Origin of the sequence: Xanthomonas sp. NCPPB 1754, from assembly GCF_041475725.2 — a bacterium.
Taxonomy (GTDB): Bacteria; Pseudomonadota; Gammaproteobacteria; order Xanthomonadales; family Xanthomonadaceae; genus Xanthomonas; species Xanthomonas euvesicatoria.
This window is the reverse complement of the sequence record NZ_CM192982.1, coordinates 711,293-724,116: the sequence shown is the minus strand read 5'-3', so window position 1 is coordinate 724,116 and position 12,824 is coordinate 711,293. Positions and strand designations below refer to the sequence as shown.

Below are 12,824 nucleotides of genomic sequence, written 5' to 3'. Positions count from 1 at the left end.
GGGTCGGTCTCGACGCGCTCTATCGAGCGTTCCCCAGGCACGGACGCGTATCGTTGCCTTTTTGCGACGCGGGCGCGGCGTCTTCCCGGCGAGGCTGTCCCACGCGATAGCCCGTTGGCGTGTGCCATCGGTGTGCTCTGCGTCGTCCCACTCGCTTGACGCCGCCGGCAACCGTTGGCTGCCGCGCCGATCCGATGCCCGCCATCATGCAGTCAGGCACTGGCTATTCGCGGTTTGCGGTTTGCGGTTTGCGGTTTACGTTTGCACCTAACAGCAGAAGTACGCAGTTTCCGGCAGTGCGCATGAGCTGCCCCGCACCCACACCACACCACGCCTAAGATCGAGGCGCTTGCCCCTCTGGCTGCCGCGCGCGCTTGGCTGCATACATCGCCTCGTCAGCGGCATGCATCAAACTGGATGCCTCGGCCTGTGCGCCGTGTTGCCAGGCCACACCGATGCTGGGCTGGATCGGCAGATGCTCATCGCCAAACGTGGCGCCTTCCGCGGCAAGCGTGCGGATACGCTCTGCCACCGCGGCGCATTCGGCCTGCGCATCTTCCAACCCATCCAGCAACACGACGAATTCGTCGCCGGCCAGACGCGCCACCAGATAGCGCTCGCCTGCCGCGCGTTGCAGGCAGCTGCCGAACGCCACCAGCACCGCATCGCCGGCACGGTGTCCGTGGACATCGTTGATGCGTTTGAAGCCGTCCAGGTCCAGGAACATCACGGCCACCGCGCGTTGCTGCTGTTGCGCCTGCGCAACCGCCACCTGCAGCGCTACGGACCACGCGTGCCGGTTCGGCAGGCCGGTCAAGGCATCGCGGGTGGCGCGCTCGTGCATCAGGCGGTGCAGGGTCTTGTGCGCAGTGACATCGTGCGCCATCAGGAAAAAGCCCTGCGTGGGCGTGGCAGTCTGCGTTTCGGGCACCAGGGTGACTTCCACATCGCGCGGCGTGCTGCCGCCCAGGACATGTTCGAAACTGGCGCGCTGCCCGGCCACCACCTGTGCCAGCGCAGCGCGCGCGGCGGCGCTGAGGTCTTCGCCCAGTACCTGGGTAATGTGGCGACCGACCAGGCTGGCAGGCTCCACGCCGAGCCAGTGGCGATGCGCTTCATTGGCGAACAGGTAGCGCTGCCCGGCATCGAACTGGGCCACCAGGGTGGGCGTGGCGTCGCTGATCGCGCGCAGGCGCGCTTCGCTTTCGGCCAGCCGCTCGGCGGCCACGTGGCGCTCGGTCACGTCCTGGATCTGCGAAACAAAATGCACCGGCGCACCGCTGCTATCGCGCACCAGCGACACCGACAGCTGCGCCCAGATCACCGCGCCGTGCTGGCTGATGTAGCGCTTGGCCAGGCTGTAACTGTCGCGTTTTCCGTCGATCAGGTCCTGGACCAATTGCAGGTCCATCTGCAGATCGTCGGGATGGGTGATCTGCTGGAAGGTGGTGCGCAGCAATTGCTCGCGCGAATAGCCCAGGATGCCGCACAGCGCCGGATTGACGTCGCGCCACTCACCTTCCAGCGACACGATGGCCATGCCTTGTGGCGCGGTTTCGAATGCACCGGTGAACCGTTCGGCGGCCAGCTGCGCGGCCGCCTGCGCCTGCAATTCGGCGGTGACGTCGATGGCCATCGCCAGATACCCGGCCAGGCCCTGCTGCGCATCGTGGATCACGTTGAAACACAGGCGCACGCGACGCAGATCGCCGTCCTTGCGTACCAGCGTCCAGAGTTCTTCGGCCAGCACATCGCCAGCCGCGGCCGCAGCCAGTTTCAGGTACGAAGGGGGCGACAACGCCAGCGTCGCCATGTGCCGCTCCAGTTCGGCCGGCAGATGGAACTGCGCCGGGCAGGTGCCCAGCACCTCCTCGGCACGGTAACCGAGCAGGCGCTCGGCGCCGGGATTGAAGAGTTCCAGACGGCCCTGCACGTCGAATACCATGATGGCCACGTCCTGCGAGGCGTCCACCAGAGCCTGCAGGCGCGCGCGTTCGCCGGCCAGTGCGGCCGAGGCATCCTTGAGCTGGGTGATGTCGTGCATCACGCACACCGCGCCCAACGCCGTGCCCTTGTCGCCGACCACCGGGTCCGCATTGCAGAGCACGCTGCGCGGCGGCTGGTTGGTGGCGCGAATGACCAGTTCGGCATTGCGCACGTGTTCGCCACGCCAGGCACGTAGCAGCGGGATTTCCTCGGTGGGCAGCAGGCTGTTGCCATCGGCGGTGTACAGATCGAAATGCAGCGCCCATTGTTCAGGTGGCAGCAGGCGCGGGTCGGTGCCATGCCATTGCCGGGCGGCGTGATTGAACTCGCGCAGCAAGCCGTCGGTGCCGCAGGCCACCACACCGTCGGGCATGGCTTCCAGCAACATGCTCAAGGTCTGCCGCTGCGCCTGCGCGTCCAGCCGGTCGCGGCGCGCTTCCAACTGGTTGACGGCCTGGCGTGCCAGGCGGACCAGGGCCTGCTTCTGGCTGTCCTCGAGCATGCGCGGCTGGGTGCTGAGCGTGCACAAGGTGCCATAGGCGTAGCCTTCGCGCCCGATCAACGGCACCCCGACATACGAGCGCACGCCGGGGGCAGCGATCACCAGTGGGTTGTTGACGAAGCGCGGGTCGGCTTCGGCATCGGGCACTTCCATCAACTCGGTGCCCATGATCGCGTGGGCGCAAAACGAGGCGCTGCGCGGGGTGCCTTCCAGATCGGTGCCGCAACGCGCCTTGAACCACTGGCGGTCGGCATCCAGCAGCGACACCAGCGCCATCGTGGCGCCGCTGACGTGTGCAGCCAGCCAGGCGATATCGTCGAATTCGGCCTCGGCCTCTGTGTCCAGCACGCCCAGCCGGCGCACCGCCTCCACGCGCAGGGCGTCATCGACGGGCATCGGCACGGGCGGCAACAGGACGGTCATGGCGTGATCGGCAGGCGGCGTCTGGTCAGGATAGGTCGCCCCAGGTAACGGCGAGGCGACGAGCAACTTGAGTCGTGGCGCTGGCGCTCGCCTGGCCGTCGTGCCGTGGCAATGCGCCGCGCGAGCGACGCGCCGGCGCCCGGCTCCTGCCCGGCACCGAACGCGGTGAGCCGCCAGGCCGGCTCCTGCCGATCCGCATTTGCCCCGCCGCCAAGCAGCCACTACCCTCGGCCGATTGCCCTGTCCTGGAGTGTCACATGCTGCGTCCGCTGTCCCTGTTGATCGCCGGTGTGCTTGGCGTCGCTGCCGGTTCCGTTGCCCCCGCCGTTGCTGCCGCCCCGGCCAGCCTGTCCAAGAGCGCGGCCAGCAGCGCCATTCCCGATATCGCCTATACCCGCTTCACCCTGCCCAACGGCCTGACCGTGGTGGTGCACGAAGACCACAAGGCGCCGGTGGTGGCGGTGAGCATCTGGTACCACATCGGCTCCGGCGACGAGCCGGCCGGCAAGACCGGCTTTGCCCACCTGTTCGAGCACCTGATGTTCTCCGGCTCGGAAAACAACAAGGGCAGCTTCTTCGCGCCGCTGGAAAAGGTCGGCACCACCGACATGAACGGCACCACCTGGTTCGACCGCACCAACTATTTCGAGACCGTGCCGACCACCGCGCTGGATACCGCACTGTGGCTGGAATCGGACCGCATGGGCCACCTTCTCGGTGCGATCGGCCAGCAGGAACTCGATACCCAGCGCGGCGTGGTGCAGAACGAAAAGCGCCAGGGCGAGAACCGCCCGTATGGCCGCGTGGACCAGAACATCCTGTCCAACCTATTCCCGGCCAACCATCCCTACCAGCACGACACCATCGGCTCGATGGAAGACCTGGACGCGGCCTCGCTGGCCGACGTCAAACAGTGGTTCAACGACAACTACGGCGCCGCCAACACCACCCTGGTACTGGCCGGCGACATCACCGTGGCGCAGGCGCGCGCCAAGGCCTTGCAGTACTTCGGCGATATCCCGTCCGGCAAGCCGGTGGCGCGCCAGCAGCCGTGGGTGACCCCGCTGGCGGCGCAGAAGCGCGGCGTGCAGCACGACCATGTCTCGCAGCCGCGCATCTACCGCACCTGGGCCGCACCGCAACTGGGCACCGACGACCTCATCCAGCTGGATCTGGCCACCACCGTGCTCGGCGGCGGCAAGACCTCGCGGCTGTATCAGCGCCTGGTCTATCAGGACAATCTGGTGGACGACGTCTCCGCCTCGGTGCAGCCGTTCGCGCTGTCCAGCCAGGTACAGATCCAGGCCGACGTGAAGGACGGCGTGGACCCGGCCAAGGTCGAGGCAATCATCGACGAAGAACTTAAGAAATTCATCGCCCAGGGCCCCACCGCCGACGAACTGCAGCGCGCGCAGGTGGCCTACCGCGCCGGCTTCGTGCGCGGGCTGGAAAAGGTCGGCGGCTTCACCGGCAAGGCGGTGATCCTGGCCGAGGGCCAGGTCTATCGCGGCGACCCCGGCGCCTACAAGAAAGATCTGCAGCGCGCCCAGGCCGCCACCGCCGACAGCGTCAAGCAGGCCTCGGCCACCTGGTTCGGCAAGGGCGATTACCTGCTGACCGTGCTGCCGGCCGGCAAGGACTTCGACCCGGCCGCCGAAGACAAGGCGGTGGTGGCACGTGGCGAAGAACCCGGCAAGCCGGCGCCCAAGCTGCCGGCCGCGGGCACGTTCAAGGTCACCGCCTCCACGCAGGACCGCAGCAAGGGCGTGCCGCAGACCGATCGATTCCCGGACCTGAGCTTTCCGAAGCTGCAGCGCGGCAAGTTGAAGAACGGCATCGAGGTGATCCTGGCCGAACGCCACACCATCCCGGTCACCCAGGTGGAGTTGCTGTTCGACGCCGGCTACGCCGCCGACCAGGGCCACAAGCTCGGCACCGCCAGCTTCAGTGCCGCGCTGATGAACGAGAGCACCACCGCACTGGATTCGGTGGAAGTGGCGCAGCGCCGCCAGCGCCTGGGCGCGATCACGGCGGTCGGCTGCGATCTGGACAGCTGCAGCGCCTCGCTGGATGCGCTCAACGACCAGCTGCAGCCCTCGCTGCAGCTGTTCTCCGACATCGTGCGCAACCCGGCATTCAAGGCCGCCGACATCGAACGCGTCCGCGGCCAGTGGCTGTCCGGCATTGCCCAGGAAAAAACCCAGCCCAACAGCCTGGCGCTGCGTGCGTTGCCGCCGTTGCTGTTCGGCAACCAGCACCCGTACGGCATCCCGCTCACCGGCAGTGGCACCGAGGCGGCGATCAAGAGCCTCAAAGCGCAGGATCTGCAGAATTTCCACAGCCAGTGGCTGCGCCCGGACAACCTGCGCATCCTGGTGGCCGGCGATACCACGCTGGCGCAGATCATTCCCCAGCTCGATGCCGCCTTCGGCGACTGGAAGGCCCCGACCACGGCATTGCCGAAGAAGAACCTGGCCAACGTCGCCGCCCAGCCCAAGCCGCGCGTGTACCTGATCAACCGCCCGGACGCACCGCAATCGGTGATTCTGGCCGGCTTGCTGGCTCCGTCCACCAAGGCGCCGGACAACCTGGCGATTGGCGTGGCCAACGGCGCCTTCGGCGGTACCTTCACCTCGCGCCTGAACATGAACCTGCGCGAGAACAAGCGCTGGGCCTATGGCGCCGGCACCCGCATGATGGACGCGCAGGGCCAACGGCCCTATCTGTTCTCGGCACCGGTGCAGACCGACAAGACCGCCGAATCGGCCAACGAGATCTTCAAGGAAGCCACCGCCATCATCGGCGACAAGCCGCTGACCAGCGAGGAAATCGAGAAGATCAAGAACCAGCGCATCCGCGCCCTGCCCGGCAGCTTCGAAACCACCGGCGCGGTGCTCGGGGCGATCGAAGGCATCGTGCAATTCGACCGCCCCGACGACTACGTGCAGACGCTCAAGCCGCGCCTGGAAGCGATCGACCAGCCGGCCGCGCAAAAGGCCATCAAGGAAATCATCAAGCCGGAGGCGATGACCTGGGTGATCGTCGGCGACCTGAAGAAGATCGAAGCCCCGGTGCGTGCACTCAAGCTGGGCCAAGTGCAGGTGCTGGACGTGGACGGCAAGCCGGTCAAACGCTGATCGCACCTGCCGCACCGGCTGCGCTGCTGCATGCAGCGTGGTCGGTGCCGGCAGGGGGTATGTGTGATGCAGCGTGTGGTTGTCCGCCGCGTCAGTCGTTGCCCGAACGAGCGTCGCCACCGCGAGTGTTCCCGCGTGGCTGTGGCGCGACAGCACCAGGGGCACATGCACCGCTGCCCTGAGATCGCGGCCTGCAGGCGTGCTCGACAGCAGCAGGGATACGGCAGAGTGCCTGTCATGCGCTGTGCTGTTGAAGCAGCAATCGCACTGGCCCGCCACTGCAGGGTGAGCCCGTCTGCCGCTGTGTGCAATCTTGCTACAGACGGCCCGGGCGAAAAACTCGCCAGAGCGTGCGGTACACCCAGCACATGCTGAACACCTCGCCTATAGCGAGTTCGCCATGGCAGCCCTGCCCGCTCGGCACGCAACCACGACACACGCGGTCGTTGTCAGCGTGCGGTGTTGGTGTCTCACGCTGCGCGCTCCGCAGGGCGGCATCCACGCCGCATTACCGGCGCTGCCGGTATGCTTGCGGCTTTCGCGTTCGCGCTTGCCTGGCTTATTCGATGAAAGACATGCCCGTGGCTGACGAAGCCTCTCGCCAACAGGTCCTGGATGGCTATCGCATCGTCGACAGCCTGCCGGAAGACACCTATCAAGACGTCGTGCAGGTTGCCGCGTCCCTGTGCGACACACCGATCGCGCTGATGTCGCTGGTGGACCGCGACCGCCAATGGTTCAAGGCGCGGCTGGGGCTGGGCCTGCAGCAGACCGAACGTAGCCAGGCAGTGTGCGACCACGCCATCCGCAGCCCCGATCAGTTGATGGAAGTACCCGACTTGCGCAAGGACAGCCGGTTTGCCGACATCTCGGTGGTCACCGGCGACACCGGCGCGCGGTTCTATGCCGGCATGCCGCTGGTCACCGAAGAAGGCGTTGCACTGGGCACGGTCTGCGTGCTCGACACCGAGCCACGCACGCTCACCGAGTTGCAGCGCACCGGCCTGCAGGCGCTTGCACGGGTGGCCATGCGCCTGCTCGACGAGCGCAAGCGCGAGCTGCAACTCGAGCGCGATGCCATCCTGCAGCCGGTCGTCCCGGTCGCCAGCCAGGCCGTTGCCGACACGGGTTATCACCTGGTGATTCTGGAAGTGCAGGAATTGGCCGCACTGGCCGAGCGCCAGAGCGAACGTCTGCTCGGGCGCAACCTGCAGCAGCTCGACCAGGCATTCGCTGCATTGGTGCAGGGGCCAGGCAACAGCATCGACCGCGTCACCGACAGTGCGGAATTCATCGCCGTGCTGCGCGGCCCCGACGCCGAGCGCACCTTGCAGAGCCTGCGCGAGATCGCCCAGCAACAACATGCGCTGGGCCTGACCGTCTTGTTGGGCCAAGCGCAATCCACTGCCCCGGACGAGCCGATCGGCCAGGTGTTTCTACGTGCCGAGGTCGCGCTGAGCGCAGAAAAGGACCGTTACCGGCAGAGTCTGGCCTGAGGCCTGCGAACCGGTCTGCTGCGTCGCAGACGTACCCTCACCCCAGCGCGCACTGCTTCAACTGGCGATCGGCGTACCACAGCGCGCGGCGGGCCAGGTCGTAGGCGCTGTCGGCCTGACGCGGCAACATCTGTGCGGCCATCACCGGGTCGGCGCCGTTGTTCAAGGCGTGCTCGGCGCGTTCCAGATCCGACAGGTGCGTGCGTACCGGCGACAACAGCGATGTGCGCCTGGAGGCATCGCAACGCGCACTGCGCTGTTCCAGCGCCGCCAATGCCTCGCGGATGCGACGGCTGGCTTCACCCTTGAGGTCGGGCAGCGTTTCATGCGCAATCGGCGCCGATTTATAGGCATCGCCCGTCGCCTCGCTGCCCATCTCGGCCTGATTGCCGGCAAGCGCGGGATTGAAGCGCACATCCGGCGGCGGCCGCGCCTTGGCGACCTGGGTCTGCGGCCCGTTGAGCATGTCGTTGAACTTCTTCATGCCGCGATTCATTTCCTGCACCGCCACATCGCCCAGGGTGCCATCGCTCTTCCAGTCCTTGGCGAAGCGGGTTTGCTGGTACTGCACCGGGTTGACCCGCTCCATGATCTTGCGCGCCTTGGCCTGCGCGCGTTCGTCGGCCATCCCCGGCGGCACCGCACTGCCGGTCTGCGCCATGGGGTCCACCTGCGCCATGCGCAGGCGCCCGTCACGGGTATACAGCTGGGCGGACATCGAATCGCTGGCAGGGGCAGTGGCGGCGGCCGGCTCCCGCGGCGGTGGCGGCGTGTGCGTGGCCGGCGGCGTCGCACGCGCGGCCGATGCAACGCGCGGTTTGCGCTCGGGCTCCTGCGGCGGTTGCTGCGGTGCCGGCGGCGTCTGTTGCGGCCGCGGCACGAAATACACCTGCAACGTGTCCTCGTGTTGCGCGGTTTCGCGCGGCGGCGGCATGTACAGCAACAGGCAGGCAAGAAAGAACAGGATGGCGCCCGTGCATGCGACAGCGGCGACATGCGGGACAAGCGCTTCCTTCCTGCGGGTAATCACAATGCGGGAGACCGATGAGATGAGAGTGCCGATGCCGCACACGGCGAACCCTGGTGTGCGACGCGCAAATCTAGCGGGCGCCGCGCCGGCGCGCGTTTGGAATTCGTTGTTTGGCCAGGAAGGGCCAGCCGCCATTCACATTGCGCCGCAGGTTGCGCAAGCGAATTGCCAGTGCGCCACGGGCCAAACAGAGGGCGCGCCGCTGAGCGCATTCGACACCAGCATCCGAAACAGGCAAGGCACATCGCCGGCCATGCGATGCGCAGGCCAACCGCCAGCACCGCGAAAAACTGCACACCCGGGCGACGCCCAACCGCGCAGTGCATCTGCCCGAACGCTGTTGCACCGGTACGCCAGCACTCCCACCGAAGACGCATCGCCATCCGCTCATTGGCAAGCCAACGACAGGCGCACGCAGGTCTCGGCTAGTGCGAGCTGGTGCTGAGTGACCGCAATCCGTCGGCAGGCCTTACCCGATCTGCCCGCCGCTTTCCCGGCCGCGGCGCGGCGCAGCTCAGGCCTCGTCGGCGCGGTACAGACGCTGGCAGACCTCGCAGAAAAACGCGCGACGCCCGGCCTTGCCCAGATGCTTGCGGTACTGCAGCGGCGCGCCGTCGCGCGGGCAACTGGTCTTGGTGTGCACCTGATAATGCTTCTTCAGCACGAAGGCTTTTTTCCAGGTGTAGAAGTCGAAACTGTAGTCGCGTGCCTGGGTGACCAGTTCGCCCAGCTTACGCGCCGGTAGTGCGCCCACGGTGCTTTCCGGATGCACGCGGATACGATGCAGCACCTCGTTCTTGATGATGTTGCCCACGCCGGCAAAGATGGTCTGGTCCAGCAGTGCATCGGCCGCCAGCAGTGCCGGCGCGGCGCGTAATTTGCGGCGTGCCTGCGCGGGGTCCCAGAGCGGGTTCATCACATCCGCCGTCCAGTCGTAGACCTCGTCCAGCGGGCGCTCGATGAACTGCACCGAGCAGGCATAAAAGTTCAGCCGCTGGCCGTTGGAAAATTCCAGGCACAAGCGCGGCACCGCGTTGGGCTTGTCTTCGTTGATGCGGTAGCTGCCGAACAGCAGGAAATGGATGCGCACGCTGAAGTGCGCAAATTCGATCAGGAAGTGTTTGCCCCAGCTGCGCAGTGCCAGCACTTTTTGCTGGTCCAGACGGGCGATGTCCTGCTTGCTATTGCCGGACACGCGCACGATCTTGCGACCGACAAACGCTTGGGTATCTTCGCGCAGGATGACAAGTGAGGGACCTTCTGGCATGCGCCCAGTATCGAAGCGCTGCGTGATTCGCCCGTGATCGCGATGCACACGACATCCTGACGCACGCGCATGCATAGAGTGCTGCCACCCTCCGCTTGCCTGCCATGCCAGCTCGTCCATCCGGTGCCATTGCACGTGTGCGTTGTGGTTGCGCGGGCTGGTCGATTCCTGCCGCCGACCGTGCACAGTTCGGCGAGGGCGCCAGCGTGTTGCAGCGCTACGCCACGCGTTTTGACGCGGTGGAAATCAATTCCTCGTTCTATCGCCCGCATCGCGCCAGCACCTACGCACGATGGGCCGACAGCGTACCGGAGGACTTTCGTTTTTCGGTCAAGCTGCCGCGCAGCATCAGCCACGACGCGCGCCTGCACGGCACCGGGCCGCTGCTGGATGCCTTCCTGGCGCAGGCCGGCGCGTTGGGAACACGACTGGGCTGCCTGCTGCTGCAACTGCCGCCCAGCGCGGCCTTCGATGCCGCGGTGGCCTCGCGGTTTTTCGCGATGCTGCGCCGGCGCTGGGACGGCGGCGTGGTCTGCGAACCACGCCACGCCAGTTGGTTCGCCGCACCTGCGCAGGCGCTGCTGGCACGCCATCGCATTGCACGCTGCGCCGCCGACCCGGCGCCGGTGCCCGCGGCCTCCCTCCCGAGCCTGGCTGCTGCGCCGCTTTACTGGCGCTGGCATGGCGCCCCGCGTATCTACTACAGCAGCTACGCGCACACCGCACTGCAGGCGCTGGCCGCCACGGTGCGCGCCAGCCACCCGGATAGCACGCCGCCACCGCCCGAACGCTGGGTGATCTTCGACAACACCGCAGCCGGGTGCGCCACCTCCAATGCGCTGGAATTACAGCGCCTGCTGAAGAACGAGCGCTAGCGCAAGCGGGCAGGTGGCGGTCTTCCGGCACGTCACTGGCGCGCATCTTGCAGCAGCCAGACTGCAGGGATGCCGGCGCGCCACCATTCAAGCTGCCTGAGTGCCGCGCCGATATGCCTGGACAGACGCACGTTGCGGCACCACGCCGATCAGCTTGCTGAATCCAGTCGTCCCCGTGCGAAGCCTGTCGGCGTGCCGGCACCCCGCTCGGTCCCGCCCGCCACATCGGTCGTTTACCATGCCCTACGCCACTGCCCGTTCTGGAGATGTCATGAGTTCTGCCGCGCCCCCGTGCTGCACGTCGCTGCTTGGCCTGTCGCTGAGCATGTTTGTTGCGCCGGGCACGCTGACCGCCGCGCCGCTGGACCCTCCGGTCGTCAATGCGCCGGCGCCCACGCCGCCCACGCCCGACCTGGCCTACCCGGAACTGTTCCAGGCCGTGCAGCGCGGTGAGCTGTTCGACGACCAGAAGCACTTTGTCGACTTCCTGCCGCTGCGCGACCCGGCGCTGATCAATGCCGACTATCTGGCGCAGCGCGATCACCCCGGCTTCGACCTGCGCAAGTTCGTGGATGCCAATTTCGAAGAATCGCCGCCGGTGCAGACCGACGCGATCCGCCAGGACACCGCGCTGCGCGAGCACATCGACCTGCTGTGGCCCAAGCTGGTGCGCAGCCAGAACCACGTGCCGCCGCACAGCAGCCTGCTGGCGCTGCCGCATCCGTATGTGGTGCCGGGCGGGCGCTTCCGCGAGGTGTATTACTGGGATTCCTACTTCACCATGCTGGGCCTGGTGAAGAGCGGCGAAACCACGCTCAGCCGCCAGATGCTGGACAACTTCGCCTACCTGATCGACACCTACGGGCATATTCCCAACGGCAACCGCACCTACTACCTCAGCCGCTCGCAGCCGCCGTTCTTCTCCTACATGGTGGAGCTGCAGGCCGGCGTGGAAGGCGAGGCGGTGTATCAGCGCTACCTGCCGCAGTTGCAGAAGGAATACGCCTACTGGATGCAGGGCAGCGATGACCTGCAGCCCGGCCAGGCCGCGCGCCACGTGGTGCGCCTGGCCGACGGCAGCGTGCTCAACCGCTATTGGGACGAGCGCGACACCCCGCGCCCGGAGGCCTGGCTGCACGACACCCGTACCGCCGCAGAAGTGAAAGACCGCCCGGCCGCCGAGGTCTACCGCGACCTGCGTGCCGGCGCCGAAAGTGGCTGGGACTAGACCAGCCGCTGGCTGGCCGACGGCCAGAACCTGCGCACCATCCGCACCACGGCCATCCTCCCGATCGACCTCAACAGCCTGCTCTACCACCTCGAGCGCACGCTGGCGCAGGCCTGCGCGCAAGCCGGCGCAGAGTGCACCCGCGATTACGCCGCACTTGCACAACAGCGCAAGCAGGCCATCGACGCGCATCTGTGGAATGCCGCCGGCTACTACGCCGACTACGACTGGCAGACGCGCACGCTGAGCAACCAGGTCACCGCCGCCGCGCTGTACCCGCTGTTCGCCGGCCTGGCCTCGGACGATCACGCCAAGCGCACCGCCAGCACCGTGCGTAAAACGCTGCTGCGCCCCGGCGGCCTGGCGACCACCGCAGTGAAGACCGGCCAGCAATGGGACGAACCCAACGGCTGGGCGCCGCTGCAATGGGTGGCCGTGGATGGCCTGCGGCGCTACGGCGAAGACGCGCTGGCACGCACCATTGGCGAACGTTTTCTGGCCCAGGTACAGGCGCTGTTCGCACGCGAGCACAAGCTGGTCGAAAAGTACGGCCTGGAGACCGATGCGGCCGGCGGCGGCGGTGGCGAATACGCCTTGCAGGACGGCTTCGGCTGGACCAACGGCGTCACCTTGATGCTGCTGAACCTGTATCCGGGCAAGGATGCCAAAACCGCACCCGCCAAGCGCGTGCGCAAGCCCGAGGCGGCCGCGCGCTGAGGATGGTGCCGCTGCCGCGCAGTGCGTGGCAGCGGCAGGGTCGGATCATTGGCGTCGGGTCTCGGACGGTGCACGTCACCGATGCGCAGCACCGCCGTCGCGGCGACATGACGCGCTCTGCCTTTGCTGGCAACACGTTGCGAACAGGCGTGCGATGGGGCAT

At 67.0% G+C, this 12,824-nt stretch carries 6 protein-coding genes and 1 pseudogene; 4 read left to right on the top strand and 3 right to left on the bottom strand.

From position 1 onward, the window contains the following. Positions 1-334: 334 nt before the first annotated feature. A complete protein-coding gene (locus ACCQ15_RS03185; RefSeq protein WP_372381210.1) occupies positions 335-3,133 on the bottom strand; it encodes a PAS domain S-box protein in 2,799 nt (932 codons plus the stop codon). A gap of 35 nt (positions 3,134-3,168) precedes the next feature. Between ACCQ15_RS03185 and ACCQ15_RS03180 the strand changes: the two genes are divergently transcribed. Beyond that, the gene (locus ACCQ15_RS03180; RefSeq protein ID WP_372381209.1) at positions 3,169-6,048 is read left to right on the top strand and encodes a M16 family metallopeptidase; all 2,880 of its coding nucleotides are present in this window, start codon (positions 3,169-3,171) and stop codon (positions 6,046-6,048) included. A gap of 566 nt (positions 6,049-6,614) precedes the next feature. Further along, positions 6,615-7,544 (top strand): GAF domain-containing protein, encoded by a 930-nt coding sequence (locus ACCQ15_RS03175; RefSeq protein WP_218492369.1) that lies wholly within the window; start codon positions 6,615-6,617, stop codon positions 7,542-7,544. 37 nt (positions 7,545-7,581) lie between these two features. Here ACCQ15_RS03175 and ACCQ15_RS03170 read toward each other — a convergent pair whose 3' ends face one another. Both ACCQ15_RS03170 and ACCQ15_RS03165 read right to left on the bottom strand, forming a co-directional pair. Then, complete coding sequence (locus tag ACCQ15_RS03170) at positions 7,582-8,487, bottom strand: hypothetical protein (RefSeq protein WP_171309880.1); 906 nt, start codon at positions 8,485-8,487, stop codon at positions 7,582-7,584. 601 nt (positions 8,488-9,088) lie between these two features. Continuing rightward, a complete protein-coding gene (locus ACCQ15_RS03165) occupies positions 9,089-9,841 on the bottom strand; it encodes a DNA-formamidopyrimidine glycosylase family protein (RefSeq protein ID WP_008577537.1) in 753 nt (250 codons plus the stop codon). 104 nt (positions 9,842-9,945) lie between these two features. Here ACCQ15_RS03165 and ACCQ15_RS03160 point away from each other — a divergent pair, with 104 nt between their 5' ends. Then, the gene (locus ACCQ15_RS03160) at positions 9,946-10,716 is read left to right on the top strand and encodes a DUF72 domain-containing protein (protein WP_014089288.1); all 771 of its coding nucleotides are present in this window, start codon (positions 9,946-9,948) and stop codon (positions 10,714-10,716) included. Between the two features lie 271 nt (positions 10,717-10,987). After that, positions 10,988-12,661: pseudogene (gene treA, locus ACCQ15_RS03155) on the top strand (alpha,alpha-trehalase TreA). The last annotated feature ends 163 nt before the right edge of the window (positions 12,662-12,824 follow it).

What these genes read in the sequence shown, in the direction of transcription:
- ACCQ15_RS03160 (WP_014089288.1), top strand. Translation starts at nt 9,946, where the DNA reads ATGCCAGCTCGTCCATCCGGTGCCATTGCACGTGTGCGTTGTGGTTGC.
- ACCQ15_RS03175 (WP_218492369.1), top strand. Translation starts at nt 6,615, where the DNA reads ATGAAAGACATGCCCGTGGCTGACGAAGCCTCTCGCCAACAGGTCCTG.
- ACCQ15_RS03180 (WP_372381209.1), top strand. Translation starts at nt 3,169, where the DNA reads ATGCTGCGTCCGCTGTCCCTGTTGATCGCCGGTGTGCTTGGCGTCGCT.
- ACCQ15_RS03165 (WP_008577537.1), bottom strand. Translation starts at nt 9,841, where the DNA reads ATGCCAGAAGGTCCCTCACTTGTCATCCTGCGCGAAGATACCCAAGCG.